Origin of the sequence: Anaeromyxobacter terrae (assembly GCF_022690685.1) — a bacterium.
In the GTDB taxonomy this organism is placed as follows: domain Bacteria; phylum Myxococcota; class Myxococcia; order Myxococcales; family Anaeromyxobacteraceae; genus Anaeromyxobacter; species Anaeromyxobacter terrae.
This window is the reverse complement of record NZ_JALCYY010000002.1, coordinates 38280-52519: the sequence shown is the minus strand read 5'-3', so window position 1 is coordinate 52519 and position 14240 is coordinate 38280. Positions and strand designations below refer to the sequence as shown.

The 14240-nt window shown below is 73.9% G+C and carries 15 protein-coding genes; 4 read left to right on the top strand and 11 right to left on the bottom strand.

The genetic code is table 11. From position 1 onward, the window contains the following. Nucleotides 1–73 precede the first annotated feature (73 nt). Together MNY62_RS01055 and MNY62_RS01050 are read right to left on the bottom strand one after the other, a co-directional pair. Nucleotides 74–607, bottom strand: coding sequence for a cupredoxin domain-containing protein (locus MNY62_RS01055; RefSeq protein ID WP_242342234.1), 534 nt, complete (start codon nucleotides 605–607; stop codon nucleotides 74–76). A gap of 63 nt (nucleotides 608–670) precedes the next feature. Then, nucleotides 671–1357, bottom strand: coding sequence for an RNA polymerase sigma factor (locus tag MNY62_RS01050; protein ID WP_242342233.1), 687 nt, complete (start codon nucleotides 1355–1357; stop codon nucleotides 671–673). 70 nt (nucleotides 1358–1427) lie between these two features. On the opposite strand from MNY62_RS01050, the gene MNY62_RS01045 reads away from it, so the two are divergent. Continuing rightward, on the top strand, nucleotides 1428–1859 hold the full coding sequence (locus tag MNY62_RS01045; protein WP_242342232.1) for a DoxX family membrane protein: 432 nt from the start codon (nucleotides 1428–1430) through the stop codon (nucleotides 1857–1859). Between the two features lie 49 nt (nucleotides 1860–1908). Here the strand turns inward: MNY62_RS01045 and MNY62_RS01040 are convergent, their stop codons facing one another. From MNY62_RS01040 to MNY62_RS01030, 3 genes are read right to left on the bottom strand one after another with little or no spacing between them, the layout of a single operon-like run. Further along, complete coding sequence (locus MNY62_RS01040; protein WP_242342231.1) at nucleotides 1909–3693, bottom strand: lysylphosphatidylglycerol synthase domain-containing protein; 1785 nt, start codon at nucleotides 3691–3693, stop codon at nucleotides 1909–1911. Between the two features lie 16 nt (nucleotides 3694–3709). After that, nucleotides 3710–4837, bottom strand: coding sequence for a glycosyltransferase family 4 protein (locus MNY62_RS01035; RefSeq protein WP_242342230.1), 1128 nt, complete (start codon nucleotides 4835–4837; stop codon nucleotides 3710–3712). 7 nt (nucleotides 4838–4844) lie between these two features. Next, nucleotides 4845–5078, bottom strand: a complete 234-nt coding sequence (locus MNY62_RS01030) for a hypothetical protein (RefSeq protein ID WP_242342229.1) — start codon at nucleotides 5076–5078, stop codon at nucleotides 4845–4847. A gap of 309 nt (nucleotides 5079–5387) precedes the next feature. On the opposite strand from MNY62_RS01030, the gene MNY62_RS01025 reads away from it, so the two are divergent. The 3 genes from MNY62_RS01025 to MNY62_RS01015 are packed head-to-tail and all read left to right on the top strand — an operon-like array spanning nucleotide 5388 to nucleotide 8652. Continuing rightward, complete coding sequence (locus MNY62_RS01025) at nucleotides 5388–5990, top strand: TetR/AcrR family transcriptional regulator (RefSeq protein ID WP_242342228.1); 603 nt, start codon at nucleotides 5388–5390, stop codon at nucleotides 5988–5990. Next, a complete protein-coding gene (locus tag MNY62_RS01020) occupies nucleotides 5987–7600 on the top strand; it encodes a DHA2 family efflux MFS transporter permease subunit (protein WP_242342227.1) in 1614 nt (537 codons plus the stop codon). Before MNY62_RS01025 ends, MNY62_RS01020 begins: the two co-directional genes overlap by 4 nt. 2 nt (nucleotides 7601–7602) lie before the next feature. Beyond that, nucleotides 7603–8652, top strand: coding sequence for an HlyD family secretion protein (locus MNY62_RS01015; protein ID WP_242342226.1), 1050 nt, complete (start codon nucleotides 7603–7605; stop codon nucleotides 8650–8652). 26 nt (nucleotides 8653–8678) lie between these two features. Here MNY62_RS01015 and MNY62_RS01010 read toward each other — a convergent pair whose 3' ends face one another. From MNY62_RS01010 to MNY62_RS00985, 6 genes are read right to left on the bottom strand one after another with little or no spacing between them, the layout of a single operon-like run. Further along, complete coding sequence (locus tag MNY62_RS01010; RefSeq protein WP_242342225.1) at nucleotides 8679–9464, bottom strand: 3-hydroxybutyrate dehydrogenase; 786 nt, start codon at nucleotides 9462–9464, stop codon at nucleotides 8679–8681. Continuing rightward, the gene (locus tag MNY62_RS01005; protein WP_242342224.1) at nucleotides 9461–10405 is read right to left on the bottom strand and encodes a branched-chain amino acid ABC transporter permease; all 945 of its coding nucleotides are present in this window, start codon (nucleotides 10403–10405) and stop codon (nucleotides 9461–9463) included. The genes MNY62_RS01010 and MNY62_RS01005 overlap by 4 nt, the downstream gene beginning before the upstream one ends. Then, a complete protein-coding gene (locus MNY62_RS01000; protein ID WP_242342223.1) occupies nucleotides 10402–11265 on the bottom strand; it encodes a branched-chain amino acid ABC transporter permease in 864 nt (287 codons plus the stop codon). The genes MNY62_RS01005 and MNY62_RS01000 overlap by 4 nt, the downstream gene beginning before the upstream one ends. A 7-nt stretch (nucleotides 11266–11272) precedes the next feature. Further along, nucleotides 11273–12484, bottom strand: coding sequence for an ABC transporter substrate-binding protein (locus MNY62_RS00995; RefSeq protein WP_242342222.1), 1212 nt, complete (start codon nucleotides 12482–12484; stop codon nucleotides 11273–11275). Nucleotides 12485–12509: 25 nt separating this feature from the next. Then, a complete protein-coding gene (locus MNY62_RS00990; protein WP_242342221.1) occupies nucleotides 12510–13226 on the bottom strand; it encodes an ABC transporter ATP-binding protein in 717 nt (238 codons plus the stop codon). After that, entirely contained in the window at nucleotides 13223–13975 is a 753-nt protein-coding gene (locus tag MNY62_RS00985; RefSeq protein WP_242342220.1) for an ABC transporter ATP-binding protein, read from the bottom strand. The genes MNY62_RS00990 and MNY62_RS00985 overlap by 4 nt, the downstream gene beginning before the upstream one ends. Nucleotides 13976–14240: the final 265 nt, after the last annotated feature.

Sequence of the window (14240 nt, the reverse complement as noted above, 5' to 3'; positions counted from 1 at the left end):
GCCGCCCTGCGCGGGACAAGGCGCGCCAGGCGGGCGGGCGGCGGGCCCGCCGGGCGCTCCCCGCCGCCCGGGCTCAGTACGGGCCCGAGGGCGTGGGCGTCGGCATCGTGGGCGTCGACGGAGTCGCCGGCGTCGTCGGAGTCGTGGGCGTGCCGGTGGTCGTCGAGCCGGGCGTGGCGGTGACCACGATCTCGCCGTTCGGCGTCGCCATCGTGCCGAGGTGGACCGAGCAGTAGTAGGGGATCGTCGCGCCGAGGGGCGCGTTCGCGGGGATCGTGAACGTCCGCTGGCCCGTGAACTGCCCCGTGTCGAACGAGACCCCGCTCGCCGCGCCCGGGCGGAACGCGCCCGCCGTGCTCTCGCTCGTGACCGAGTGCGGAATGCCGTCGAGGTTCCGCACCGTGACGGTGGCGCCCGGCGCCACCTCCAGCTTCAGCGGGCTGAACGCCATGCCCTGGATCGTGATCTCGTTCTGCGCCGTCGGGTTCACGGTGGGCGTCGTCCCCGGCGTCATCGCCGGGGTCGTCCCGCTGCCCGAGTCGCTGGACGACCCTCCGCCGCCACACGCGACCACCGCCGCGAGCAGCGCCCCCCACCTCGTCGTCATGCTTCGCATACGACCTCCAGCACCGATCGACGTGGGAGGCGCGGCGCGGTTACCGCTCGACCCTTATGAGCGCGGCTCGGTCACGCGGGGCATGACCGCGGCGACGATCCGGTCGCAGCGTGGCGCGAGGAACGGGAACGCCTCGGCGTACGCCTGGCCGCTCGCGGCGGCGAGCACCTCGCGGAGCGCGCGGCGCGCGCGATGGAGGCGGACCTTCACGAGGACGGCGGAGATGCCGAGCGCCTCCGCCGCCTCCGCGGTGGAGAGCTCCTCCACTTCGCGCAGCATGAAGACCACGCGATGGGCGGGCGGGAGGCGATCGAGGGCGCGCTGCAGGAACGCCATCGCCTCGCCCGCCGCGGCCCGATCCTCCGGAGAGCGATCGGGCGGTCCGGGCGCCTCGTCCTCCGCCTCGGGAGCGTCGAGCCGCTCCACCTTGCCGCTCCGGCGCAGCCGCCCGAGCGCCTCGTTGAGGGCGATCCGGGTGAGCCACGTCGAGAACGCCGCCGCGCCGGCGAACTCGCCGAGCCGCGCGAACGCGAGGAGGTAGGTCTGCTGCATCGCGTCCTCCACCTCCGCCTCGTCGCGGAGGAGCGCGCGGATCGCGCGGTAGACGCGCGGGTTGTGACGGCGGATGAGCAGCTCGAACAGCGCGCGCTCTCCGGCCTGGACGCGCCGCACGAGCTCGAGGTCGGGAAGCGCGGAGCCCGCGGCCGGCGGGACCTGCGCGAGGACGGTGCCGTGCTCCATGACGGCCTCCCTTTCAGGCAAACGTAACCTCGCGCCGCCGGCGCGCATCGGATTGCACGAGGAGGGAGTCATGGAGAGGAACACCGTGATGGCGTACCGGGTGCTGCGGGTGGCCTTTGGCGTCGTGCCGATCGTCGCCGGGCTCGACAAGTTCACGAACCTGCTCACCGACTGGAGGATGTACTTGAGCCCGCTCGCGGTCCGGCTCCTGCCGGTCCGCCCCGAGCTGTTCCTGCGCGCCGCGGGGATCGTGGAGATCGTGGTCGGGGCGGCGATCCTGCTCGGGTTCGCGCGGATCTTCGGCTTCGTCGCGATGGCGTGGCTCGCCGCGATCGCGCTGAACGTCATCGCGACGGGCGCATTCCTCGACGTGGCCGCGCGCGACGCGGTGATGGCGTGCGGGGCGTTCGCGCTCGCCGAGCTCGCCCGGGTGCACGAGCCCGTCCGCGCGCGGCGGGCGGCGCGAGCGGCGGGGCCGGGAGAGGCGAGCGCGCACGCGTGAGGCGGGCGCGGGAGGGGCGAGGCCTCCACCTCGCCGCTCTCTCTCTCACTCAGCGGGCCTGGTCCGGCGGAGCACCCGCCGCCGCGCCGGTGAGGGCGCGCGTCCCGCCGCGGGCGGCGAACGCCACCCCGAGCAGCGCGACCGGGACGACGTGCACGGCGTGGAAGCCGAGCGCGTACGCGAGGGCGAGCTCCCGGTCGACCCCGAGCGCCTCGAGGGCGACGACGGCGGCGAGCTCGAAGACGCCGGCGTTTCCAGGCGAGACCGAGACCGCGGCGGAGAGCGTCGTCGCGACCACCATGAGCACGGCCACGGTGACCGAGGCGGGCATGTGGAGCGCGGGGAGGCAGAGGAGCGCGACGAGCGTCTCCGCCGCCCAGCCGACGAGCGCGGCGGCGAGCGACCTCGCGACGACGCGCGGGTCGCCCGCCGCGGTGAGCCCGCCCCTGAGGCGCGCCCAGGTCCGCGCGAGCCACCCCGCGTGCGCGGCCGCCGCCTCGCGCCGCGCCAGGAGCGCGGCGAGGGCGGCGGCGGCGGTCGCGACGGCCAGGGTGGACCAGGCGGCCGAGCGCGCCCAGCCCGGCAACGGCGCGAACAGCCCGAAGAGGCCCAGGCCGCCGAGGAACGCGAACGACGCGGTGAGGTGATCGAGGCCGACGGTGGCGAGGAGCGTCGCGGTGGGGCTCCCGCTCGCACGGGCGTGCAGGTGCGCGCGGGCGGGGTCGGCGGCGCGCGCCGGCAGCACGAGCCCGAGCGCGTAGCCGCCGACGAGCGCGCGGAAGCTCGCGCCGTACGTCGCGCGGGGCGCCACGGGGCGGACGAGGACGTGCCAGCGCAGCGCCTGCGCGGCGAGCCCGGCGACGTTCGCGAGCGCCGCCGCGAGGAGCAGCGCCGGGTCCGCGCCGGCGAGCGCGCGCGCGACGCCGCGGACGTCGGCGTGGCGCAGCCCGAGCGTGATGAGGAGGGTCAGGACGGCGAGCCCGCCGAGCCGCGCGGCGACGCCGCCGCCTGCGGCGCGCGGGGGCCGCTCGAGCCGGTCGAGCGTCACGAACCGGAAGCCCGCTGCGCGCCAGCGGCGGACGATCTCGGGGATCGCCTCCGCCGTCTGCTCCCGGCGGCGCTCCGGCGCCGGCTCGCGCTCGCCGGCCACCTCGCCCGCGCCGTCGTGGAGGAGGAGGATCTCGCCGCCTCGCATGCGCGCGCAGGCGCGCTCCGCGATCGCGGCGGCGCCCGGTCGCTCGGTGTCCCACACGCCGCGCGTCCACGCGGCGAGCACGAGGCCGCGCCGCCGCAGGGCGCGGCGGAGCAGCGCCGACTTGAAGCCGTGCGGCGCGCGGAAGAACGGCGCCGGCTCGACCCCCGCCGCGCGGATGGCAGCCGCGCCGCGGTCGATCTCCGCCGCGAGGGTGGCCGGCCCGGCGAGGTGGAGCTTCTCGTGGCCGTGGCCGTGCTGCGCGACGAGGTGCCCGCGGCGCGCCGCCTCGCGCACGAGCTCCGGGGCCGCCTCGGCGGCGCGGCCGAGCACGAAGAAGGTGGCCTTCACTCCGGCGCGGTCGAGCGCGTCGAGCACCGCGGCCGTGTCGGGCCCCGGCCCGTCGTCGAAGGTGAGGGCGACCTCGGCCCGGTCGCGGCGACCGGCGCGCAGGCTCGTCCCGCCCGGATCGAACGCCGGCCAGAGCGCGTCGGCGGCGGCCACGGCGATCGCGAGGGTGACCGCCGCGAGGGCGATCCCCGCGACGGGGCTGCCCCGCGCGGCGAGGAGCGCGGCCGCGGCCAGGAGCGCGACGAGCGCGGCGAGGGCGAGCGCGAGGAGGGCCTGCTTGCGGAGCGGCATGGATCCCCAGCAGATCCTAGCCGGCCCCGACCGCGCGATACAGCTCGAGCACCTGGCGCGCCACGCGCGGCCAGGCGTAGCGCGTCGCGGTGAGCTTGCCGCGCGCGCCGTACGCGGCGGCGAGGTCCCGGTCCGCGGCGAGCCGCGCGAGCGCGCGTGCCCACGCCGCCGGGTCGGCCGGCGGGAGGAGCTCACCCTCGCGCTCGTGCTGCATCACCTCGCGGAAGCCCGCGATGTCCGACGCGAGGACCGGCTTCCCCGCGCTCATCGCCTCGAGGAGCGTCACGCCGAACGACGCGATGCGGGTGGGCGCGCAGTAGACGTCGGCGGTCGCGTACCAGTCGGGCCGGTCGTCCCGGGAGACGCCGGCGAACACCACGTCGTCGCGGAGCTCGGGCGGGACCAGGTCCTCGTAGCGGGGGCGAAGCGGCCCGTCGCCGACGACGAGGAGCCGCGCGGACACCTCCCGGCGCAGGAGCGCGAAGGCCTCGAGCATGACGTCGAGGCCGTTGCGTGGCTCGAGCCGGCCGACCCAGAGCACGTTGAGGCGCCCGTCGTCGAAGCGCGCGAGCCGCTGGCCCGAGCCGAAGCGCTCAGTGTCCACGCCGTTCGGGATGATGCGGAACGTGGCGCGCAGCCGCTGCTCGTACGGTCCCGCCGCCGCGTGGGACACCGCCACGGCCGCGTCGAGCCGCTCGAGGTAGCGGCGCTGCCAGAGCTGGGTGAGCGACCAGGCGCGCCCGGGGTGGAAGTTCGTGTGGAAGGTCCCGACCACGGGGCAGCGCGCGTGGTGGATCGCGAGCCAGGGGAGGACCGGGGTGAGCGGGCAGTGCACGTGCACGACGTCGAACCGCTCGCGCTCCAGCGTCTCGCGCACCGTGCGGGAGAGGCCGTAGCCCACGGAGACGCGCCCGAACCCGCCGTTCAGGTACATCGGGACGCTCCGCCCGACGCGCAGCACGTCCGGCGCCTCTGCGACCCCGGGGCTGCCGGCACCGCCGCTGGCCGCGAGATCCGGCATCTCGCTCGTGACGATCCGGGCGACGTGCCCGAGGCGGCGCGCCTCGCGGGCGAAGTGGTGGACGTGCTCCTGAACGCCGCCGATGCTGGGGTAGTAGTACTCGGTGACGATGCCGATGCGCATTCCGGGCTCAGGCCTGCGAGGCGCGGCGATCGGTGGGCGTCGGGGCGACCGCGTCGCCCGGACGTAGCTCGCGGCCGAGCGGGCGCCGGCGGCGGAGGATCGGGAGCATCGCGGCGCTCGCCCCCAGGAAGGCGACGACGTCCATCCAGGCGACGCGGGCGACCGCGCGGACGACACGCGCGCGCGCCCAGCGCCGCGAGCGCGGCGGCGGGGCAGGGGGTCGAGGATCGGCGGGTGGCATGGTGACCGAGCGTAAGATGTGCCGCCTTCGCCGGCACGTCACGGAGAAGCCGGCCGAGTGGGTTGCGGCCGATCGAGCAGGGGCGGGCAAGCGCGAGCGCGCCGCGTCGGGGAGAAGGGGGACGGTGCGCGCGAGGGGCGGGGCGATTCTCCCCGGCTCGGGGGCCCCCTCGCGCCCGGAGGGGGCGTGCGCCGGTCCATGGGTTCCAGCGCTCGCGGCGCCCGGCCGCGCGGCCCAGGGCGCACGCCCGTTGACGGGTGCGACAAATAGCATTAAGTGGCGTTCATAAGTTGAATGGAGATTCATCGAATGACCCGCTCCTCAGCCCAGCCCCGCCTGCGCGATCGCCTCCGCGAGGAGACCAACCGCGCCATCCTCGAGGCGGCGGAGCACGAGTTCGCGGGGGAGGGGCTGCACGCCGCGCGCATGGAGCGCATCGCGGCGCGGGCAGGCGTCGCGGTGGGCACCGTCTACAACCACTTCTCGGATCGCGAGGCGCTCCTCGGGGCGCTCGCACGCTCGCGGCGCGAGCGGCTCCTCGCGCGGGTCGACGCGGCGCTCGCGGCGGCGAAGGGCGAGCCCGTGGCGGCGCAGCTCCGCGCCTACCTCGAGGCCATCACCGAGCACGCGCGGGCGCACGGTCCTTTCCTCACCGTGCTCGTGCAGGCGGGCGAGGGGCCCGCCCGCGCCCGGCCGGCACGGCTCGGCGACGAGCTCACCGCGCGGGTGGACGCGGTCGTCCGCCGAGGGATCGCGACGGGAGAGCTCCGGAAGGACGAGGCCGGCGTGTTCGCCCTCGCGTTCGTGGGCATGGTCCGGATCGTGCTCACCCGCTCCATCCAGGACGACGCGCCGTTCGAGCGCGCCTCCGGAGCGCTGCTCGAGCTCTTCCTCAGGGGGGCGCACCGGTGAGCGCCACGACGCTCTCCGCGCCGCTCGCCGGCGCGAGGCCGGTGCCGAACAAGTGGCTCGTGACCGTCTCGGTGACTTTCGGGACGCTCATGGGCGCGATCGACTCGTCGATCGTGAACGTCGCGCTGCCGCAGATCCGCGGCGCCGTCGGCGCCACGGTCCAGGAGATCACCTGGATCACGACCGGCTTCGTGATCGCGACGGTGATCGTGATGCCGCTCACCGCGTTCCTCGGCCGGCTCTTCGGGCAGAAGCGCGTGTACATGGCGAGCCTCGTGCTCTTCCTCGCCGGCTCCGCGCTGTGCGGCGTCGCCTCGAGCCTCCCGGAGCTCGTCCTCTTCCGCGCGCTCCAGGGGTTCGGAGCGGGAGCGCTGCAGCCCACCGAGCAGGCCATCCTGCGCCAGACCTTCCCGCCGAAGGAGCAGGGCATGGCGATGGCGCTCTTCGGGATGGCCGTGATGGTCGGACCCGCGATCGGCCCGACGCTCGGCGGCTACATCGTCGACAACTATCACTGGTCGTGGATCTTCTTCATCAACCTGCCGGTCGGCGCGCTCGGCCTGTTCATGGTCTGGCAGTTCGTCCAGGAGCCGGAGGACATCCGCGCCGCGAACGCCGCCGCGGCGGCCGACCAGCGTCGCAACCTCGACTGGCTCGGGATCGCGCTCCTCGCCGTCGGCCTCGCCGCCCTGCAGTTCTTCCTCGAGGAGGGGCAGCAGGAGGACTGGTTCCAGTCCCGTCTCATCGTCGCCGCCGCGGCCGTGGCGGTCGTCGGCCTCGCGCTGTTCGTGTGGCGCGAGCTCACCGCCCGCGCGCCGGCCGTGAACCTCCGGCTCTTCAAGGACCCGGTCTTCACCTCCGGGACGCTCGTCGGCGCGGTGATGTTCTCGATCCTCATGGCGAGCATGTTCCTCCTGCCGCTCTTCATGCAGGAGCTGCTCGGGTTCACCGCCATGCAGTCGGGGCTCGCGCTCATGCCGCGCGTGCTCGTCATGATGGCGGTGACGCCGATCGTGGGGCGGCTCTACGGCAGGGTGTCGGCGCGGCTCCTCATCGGGGTCGGGGTGCTCCTCGTCGCCTACGGCGCCTTCGCCGTGTCGCACGTGACGCTCGCGACCTCCGCGGCCGGCATCACCCACGCGATCCTGGTCCAGGGCGTGGGCTTCAGCTTCCTGTTCGTGCCCCTCACCACCGTCGCGCTGTCGAACGTCCCGCGCATGCGGCTCGCCGACGCGACGGGCCTGAACTCGCTCCTCCGCCAGGTGGGCGCCTCGGTGGGCCTCGCGGTGTTCGCGACCCTGCTCTCCCGCTACGGCGTCCACGCGCGCGCAGCCGTCGCGAGCCACCTCACGATCGAACGGCCGGAGGTGCAGGGCCGCCTCGCGCAGCTCGCGGCGGGGTTCCAGCAGCGCGGGTTCGATGCGGTCGCGGCCCACGAGGCGGCGCTCCGCGCCCTCGACGGCATCGTCAGGCGGCAGGCGATGGTGCTCGCCTTCGAGAAGGTGCTCCTCCTCACGGGGCTCCTCTTTCTGTGCGTCCTGCCGCTGCTCTTCTTCCTCAAGGCCAAGCGTGGCCCCGGCGAGCCGGTCCACGTCGAGATGGAGATGTGAAGATGACCCCCACCGATCCGAAGCTCCACGAAGTCCGGCCGCTCCCGGCGGCGCCTCCACCCGCGCCCGCCCCGGCACGGTCGCGGCGCCGGCTGATCATGGGCGGCGGCGCCGCGCTGGCGCTCCTGCTCCTCGGCGCCTTCGCCGCCTGGGAGTACCTGCACCGGGGCGAGGAGGTGACGGACGACGCGCAGGTCGAGGCCGACGTGGTCGCGGTGGCGGCGCGCGTCGGCGGCCCGATCGCCGAGGTGCTCGTCGAGGAGAACGCGCCGGTGAAGGCAGGACAGCCCATCCTGCGGCTCGACACGGCCGACTACGAGCTGCGCGTCCGGCAGGCCGAGGCGGAGGTCGCGACCGCGCGCGCCCAGGCTCGGGCCGCCGACGCGCAGATCGGCGCCGCGCGCGCGACGGTGACGCGCGCCGAGGCCGAGGCGGAGAAGGCGCTCGCGGACCTCCGGCGGGCCGACGAGCTCAAGAAGGGCGAGGCCATCGCGGCGAGCCAGTACGACACGACCCGCGTGTCGAGCGAGACCGCGCGCGCGGGCGCCGGCGCGAACCGCGCCCAGTACGCCGCGGCGCTCGCCAACGCCGAGCTCGCCCACGCGCGCGTGCAGAGCGCGGAGGCCGCGCTCGCGCTGGCGAAGCTCCAGCTCGGCTACACGGAGGTGCGCGCGCCGGCGGACGGCGCCGTGACCCGGCTCGGGGCGCGCGTCGGCCAGATCGTGGCGCCCGGCCAGGTGCTCGGGCAGCTCGTGCCGGACCGGACCTACGTCGTCGCGAACTTCAAGGAGACGCAGACCGGCGCGATCCGCCCCGGGCAGCGGGTGGACGTCGAGATCGACGCCTACTCCGGGCGCACGATCGAGGGGCGCGTCGAGAGCGTCTCCGGCGGCACCGGCGCGCGCTTCGCGCTCCTCCCGCCGGACAACGCCTCGGGCAACTTCGTCAAGGTGGTCGAGCGCGTGCCGGTGCGGATCGCCTGGGTCGGGCCGCCGCCGGATCTCTCGCTCCGCGCGGGCCTCTCCGCGCTCGTGACGGTGCACACGCGCTGACCCGCGGCACGGCGCGCGGAGCCTCGCTACTGCGCCGTGTACCCTCCGTCGATGACCGCGGCGGCGCCGGTGATGCCGCCGGCGGCGTCGCTCGCGAGGAACAGGGCGTAGGCGGCGACCTCCGCCGGCGTGAGGAGGCGGCGCAGCGGGACGAGGGGATAGATGACCTCCTCGAAGACGCGCTCGAGCGGCACGCGGCGCGTGCGCGCGAGATCCGCGAGCTGGTTCCGGACGAGCGGCGTCTCGACGTAGCCCGGGCAGAGGGCGTTCACGGTGATGCCGTGCTGCGCGCCCTCCAGCGCCGCCACCTTGGTGAGCCCGATGAGGCCGTGCTTCGCGCTGTTGTAGGCGCACTTCCCGGCGAAGCCGACGAGGCCGTTGATCGACGCGACGTTGAGGATCCGGCCGAAGGCCTGGCGCTTCATCGCGGGGAAGGCGTGCTTCGTCGCGAGGAACGGCGCGACGAGCATGACGCGGAGGAGCATCTCGAACCGCTCCGTCGGGAACTCGTCGATGGGGGCGACGTGCTGCAGCCCCGCGTTGTTCACGAGCACGTCGAGGCGGCCGTCCTCGGCCACCACCTCGTCGAGGACCGCGCGCACCTCCGCCTCGCTCGTCACGTCGCAGGCGACGCCGCGCGCGGCGAGGCCGCCTTCCGCGAGCGCGCCCGCCGCCGCGGCGGCGGCGGGGCCGTTCAGGTCCGCGAGCGTCACGCGCGCGCCCGCCCGCGCGAGCTGCGTCGCGATCTCGAGCCCGATGCCGCTGGCCGCCCCGGTGACGACCGCGACGCGCCCCGCGAGCCCCTCCGTCATGGCTTCCCTCCGATGAACGAGCGGCGCACGAGCGCGCGCACCTCGCCGACGATGCCGCGCCGGAACGCGAGGACGCACGCGACGAACACCGCGCCGGTGATGACCGTCACCCAGGACCCCACGTCGGCGAGGTAGTTCTCGAGGGTGACGACGAGCAGCGCGCCGACCGACGGCCCCAGCACCGTCCCCATGCCGCCGAGCAGCGTCATGAGCACGACCTCGCCGGAGCGGTGCCAGTGGACGTCCGAGAGCGACGCGAACTGGAGCACGACCGCCTTGAGCGAGCCGGCGAGGCCCGAGAGGGCGGCCGAGAGGACGAACGCGAGCAGCTTGTAGTGCGCGACGTCGTAGCCGAGCGACAGCGCCCGCGGCTCGTTCTCGCGGATGGCGCGGAGCACGTGCCCGAAGGGCGAGTGGATGGCCCGCTGGATGAGCCAGAAGCCGGCGAGGAACGCGACGTAGACGAAGTAGTACGTCGTGACCGGCCCGTCGAGCGCGAGGAGGCCGAGCGCCTTCCCGCGCGGGATGCCCTGGAGCCCGTCCTCGCCGCCGGTCCAGGGCAGCTGGACCACGAGGAAGTAGACGAGCTGCGCGAAGCCGAGGGTGATCATCGCGAAGTAGATGCCGGAGCGGCGGATCGCGAGCGCGCCGAACACGAGCCCGAGCAGCGTCGCGACCGCGGTGCCCGCGAGGACGCCGAGCTCCGTCGGCAGCCCCCACGTGCGCAGCGTGATCCCGGTGACGTAGGCCGCGGCGCCGAGGAACGCCGCGTGGCCGAAGGAGAGGAGCCCGGCGTAGCCGAGCAGGAGGTTGAACGCGCTCGCGAACAGCGCGAGGCAGAGCACGTTCATCGCGAACACCGGGTAGACGAGGTAAGGCGCGGCGAGGCCGAGGAGCACCATCGCCGCCCACGCGAGGCGCCGCAGCGCGGGCGCGCTCACCGCTGCCTCCCGAAGAGCCCGGCGGGGCGGACGAGCAGGACGAGCGCCATCACGACGAACACGACGACGCTCGAGGCCTCCGGGTACAGGTAGCGCGTGAGCCCCTCCACGAGGCCGATGCCGAGGCCGGTGAAGATCGAGCCGGCGATGGAGCCCATCCCGCCGATGACGACCACGGCGAACACGACCATGATGAGCGAGCTGCCCATGAGCGGGGTCACCTGGTACACGGGCGCCGCCATCACGCCGGCGAACGCCGCGAGGGCGACGCCGAAGCCGTAGGTGATCGTGAACATGAGCGGGACGTTCACGCCGAACGCCTGCAGCAACCTCGGGTTCTCCGTCCCGGCCCGCAGGTACGCGCCGAGCTTGGTCCGCTCGATGACGAACCAGCTCGCCGTGCACACGACGACCGACACGACCACCACCCACGCGCGGTAGATCGGCAGGTACATGAACCCGAGGTTCACGCCGCCGCGCAGCGCGGCGGGCACGGGGTAGGTGCTCCCGGAGTTCCCGTAGGCCTGGTGGAACAGGCCCTCGGCGATGAGGGTGAGCCCGAAGGTGAGGAGGAGGCCGTACAGGTTGTCGAGCCCGTACAGCCTCCGCAGGAGCAGCCGCTCCACGGCGACGCCGACGAGACCCATCGCCGCGGGCACGAGCAGCAGCGCCCAGAAGTAGCCGATCCCGAGGTACGTCGCCGCCATCCAGGCGGCGAAGGCGCCCATCATGTACTGCGCGCCGTGGGCGAAGTTCACGACGTTGAGCAGCCCGAAGATGATCGCGAGCCCCAGGGAGAGGAGCGCGTAGAACGACCCGTTGATGAGGCCGACGAGGAGCTGCCCGAAGAGCGCCTGCATCGGGGGGCTACTTCTTCGCGAGCGGGCAGGCCTGCTGCTCGACGGTCGGGAACGCCTCGGCGGCTGGGATCGTCTTCACGATCTCGTAGTAGTCCCAGGGCTTCTTGGAAGCGCCCGGCGCCTTCACGCGGGCGAGGTACATGTCGTGGCGGAGCAGCCCGTCCGGCCCGATGCGCGCGTTCTTCGCGAAGAAGTCGTTCACCGGCGTCGCCTTCATCTTCGCCATCACCGCGTCCGCGTCGTCCGTCCCGGCCGCCTGCACCGCCTTCAGGTAGTGCATGATCGACGAGTACACGCCGGCCTGGACCATCGTCGGCATCTTCTTGTGCTTCTCGAAGAAGCGCTGCGACCACTTGCGCGTGTCGTCGTTCAGGTCCCAGTAGAACGCGGTGGTGAGGTACATGCCCTTCGCGGTGTCGAGCCCGAGGCTGTGGACGTCGGTGATGAAGACGAGCAGGCCCGCGAGGCTCTGCTTGGGAGTGACGCCGAACTCGTTCGCCTGCTTGATGCAGTTCACGGTGTCGGCGCCCGCGTTCGCGAGCCCGACGATCTTCGCGCCGGACGACTGCGCCTGGAGCAGGTAGCTCGAGAAGTCGGTCGTGCCGGGGGAGGGGTGGCGCGCGAAGCCGAGGACCTTGCCTCCCGCGGCCTTCACCACCTTCGAGGTGTCCTCCTCGAGCGAGCGGCCGAAGATGTAGTCGGCCGTGACGAAGAACCAGGTGTCCCCGCCCTGGCGCACGACCTCGCGGCCCGTGCCGTTCGCGAGCGCCCAGTTGTTGTACGTCCAGTGCACGTTGTAGGCGGTGCACTTCTCGCCCGTGAACGCGGTCGTGCCCGGTCCGGAGAGCAGCGTGATGCGCTTCTTCTCCGCGGCGACCGGCATGACGGCGCCCGCGGTCGACGACGAGACGAGGTCTGCGATGACGTCCACCTGCTCCTGGTCGAACCACTTGCGGGCGGTGTTGGACGCGACGTCCGCCTTGAGCTGGTGATCGGCGGACACGAGCTGGATGGGCTTGCCGAGGACCTTGCCGCCGAAGTCCTCGACCGCCATCCGCGCGGCGAGGACGGAGCCCGGGCCGGCGAGGTCGGAGTAGTAGCCCGTCATGTCGGTGAGGACGCCGATCTTGACGACGCCGTCCGAGACCTTGTCGGCGGCGAGGGTGGGCGCCGCGAGCAGCGCGGCGAGACAGCAGGCGACTCGAGGAATCCGGCTCATGTGCGCTCCTTCGTGGTGGGCGGCGCTAGACGCCCAGGAAGCGTTGCAGCGACTCCATCCTCCCCGGGAGCTCGTCCCGGGCGATCGTGTCCACCACGCGCCCGCGCTCGAGCAGCACGTGGCGGTCGGCGAGCGGCGCGACGAAGCGGAAGTTCTGCTCGACCAGGATCACCGTGAACCCGCGGTCGCGGAGCGCGCGGACGGCGCGCCCGAGTGCCTGGACGATGACCGGCGCGAGCCCCTCGGTGATCTCGTCGAGGAGGAGCAAACGCGCGCCGGTGCGGAGGATCCGGGCCATCGCGAGCATCTGCTGCTCGCCGCCGGAGAGCCGCGAGCCGGGGCTCTTCCGGCGCTCCCGGAGGTTCGGGAACATCTCGTAGATCTCCTCGAGCGACATGCCGCCCGAGCGGACGACCGGCGGGAGCGTCAGGTTCTCCTCCGCGGTGAGGCTCGCGAAGATGCCGCGCTCCTCCGGGCAGAAGCCGAGGCCGAGCTGGACGATGCGGTGCGTCGGGAGCCCGATGGTCTCGTGACCGCTCACCACGATCGACCCCGTGCGCCGTCCCACGAGCCCGAGGATGGCCTTGAGCGTCGTCGTGCGGCCCGAGCCGTTCCTGCCGAGGAGGGTGACGAGCTCGCCCGCGCTCACGGCGAAGTCGACCCCGTGCAGCACGTGCGACTCACCGTAGAACGCGTGGAGCCCTGCGACGCGCAGGAGCTCGGGGCGGGCGGGCTCGGTCACGCGGGCGCTCCGATGTACGCCTCGAGCACGGCGGGATCGCGCGAGACCTCGTCGTAGCTCCCCTCCGCGAGCACCGCGCCGCGCGCGAGGACCGTCACCCGTCGCGCGAGGTCCTGGACGACCGACAGGTTATGCTCGACGAGCAGCACCGTCCGCCCCGCCGCGACGTGGCGGATGAGCGCGACCACCCGCCCGACGTCCTCGTGGCCCATCCCCTGGGTCGGCTCGTCGAGGAGGAGCAGCTCCGGATCGAGCGCGAGCGTCGTCGCGAGCTCGAGCGCGCGCTTGCGCCCGTAGGGCAGCTCGACCGCGACGGTGTCCCTGTCCGCCTCGAGCCCGACCGCCGCGAGGAGCTCGACCGCGCGCGCGTCGAGCGCCTGGAGCGTCCGCTCCGAGCGCCAGAAGTGGAAGGAGGTGCCGAGCGGACGCTGCAGCGCGATCCGCACGTTCTCGAGCGCGGTGAGCGCCGGGAACACCGCCGACATCTGGAACGAGCGGACGATGCCGCGCCGCGCCACGTCGGCGGGGCGCGCGTGCGTCACGTCCTCGCCATTGAAGAGGATCGCCCCGCGCGTCGCCGGCAGGAACCGGGTGAGGAGGTTGAAGACCGTCGTCTTGCCCGCGCCGTTCGGGCCGATGAGCGCGTGGATGCTGCCCCGCGCCACGCGCAGCGAGACCCCGTTCACGGCGACGAAGCCGGCGAACTCCTTCACGAGGTCGCGCGTCTCGAGGATCGTCTCCTCGGGCATCCGGCCTCCGGCGTGGAACCCAGGTGGAGAGGAAACCTTTACAGGTTGTGGGGTGCGCCGAAACGCCCCAGGGGGGAGGGGAGGGGTGGGCTGCACGGCTGGAGGCAGCCAGTTGGGAGCCAGCAGGCGACGCGCCGCGTCGCGAGCGGATTCGGACCCGGCTCCGCGCCCGATCCTGGCCGCGGAGGCGGCGGCGCCGGAGAGCAAAAAAGAACGCGCGGGCCCGGAGGCCCGCGCGGTGGACGCCGTCGTGATGCCGGGGGGC

Excerpts from the sequence above, each read along its gene's own strand:
- MNY62_RS01050 (WP_242342233.1), bottom strand. The coding sequence starts at position 1,357 with ATGGAGCACGGCACCGTCCTCGCGCAGGTCCCGCCGGCCGCGGGCTCC.
- MNY62_RS01000 (WP_242342223.1), bottom strand. The coding sequence starts at position 11,265 with ATGCAGGCGCTCTTCGGGCAGCTCCTCGTCGGCCTCATCAACGGGTCG.
- MNY62_RS00985 (WP_242342220.1), bottom strand. The coding sequence starts at position 13,975 with ATGCCCGAGGAGACGATCCTCGAGACGCGCGACCTCGTGAAGGAGTTC.
- MNY62_RS01040 (WP_242342231.1), bottom strand. The coding sequence starts at position 3,693 with ATGCCGCTCCGCAAGCAGGCCCTCCTCGCGCTCGCCCTCGCCGCGCTC.
- MNY62_RS01045 (WP_242342232.1), top strand. The coding sequence starts at position 1,428 with ATGGAGAGGAACACCGTGATGGCGTACCGGGTGCTGCGGGTGGCCTTT.
- MNY62_RS01030 (WP_242342229.1), bottom strand. The coding sequence starts at position 5,078 with ATGCCACCCGCCGATCCTCGACCCCCTGCCCCGCCGCCGCGCTCGCGG.
- MNY62_RS01035 (WP_242342230.1), bottom strand. The coding sequence starts at position 4,837 with ATGCGCATCGGCATCGTCACCGAGTACTACTACCCCAGCATCGGCGGC.
- MNY62_RS01025 (WP_242342228.1), top strand. The coding sequence starts at position 5,388 with ATGACCCGCTCCTCAGCCCAGCCCCGCCTGCGCGATCGCCTCCGCGAG.
- MNY62_RS00995 (WP_242342222.1), bottom strand. The coding sequence starts at position 12,484 with ATGAGCCGGATTCCTCGAGTCGCCTGCTGTCTCGCCGCGCTGCTCGCG.
- MNY62_RS01015 (WP_242342226.1), top strand. The coding sequence starts at position 7,603 with ATGACCCCCACCGATCCGAAGCTCCACGAAGTCCGGCCGCTCCCGGCG.
- MNY62_RS01010 (WP_242342225.1), bottom strand. The coding sequence starts at position 9,464 with ATGACGGAGGGGCTCGCGGGGCGCGTCGCGGTCGTCACCGGGGCGGCC.
- MNY62_RS01055 (WP_242342234.1), bottom strand. The coding sequence starts at position 607 with ATGACGACGAGGTGGGGGGCGCTGCTCGCGGCGGTGGTCGCGTGTGGC.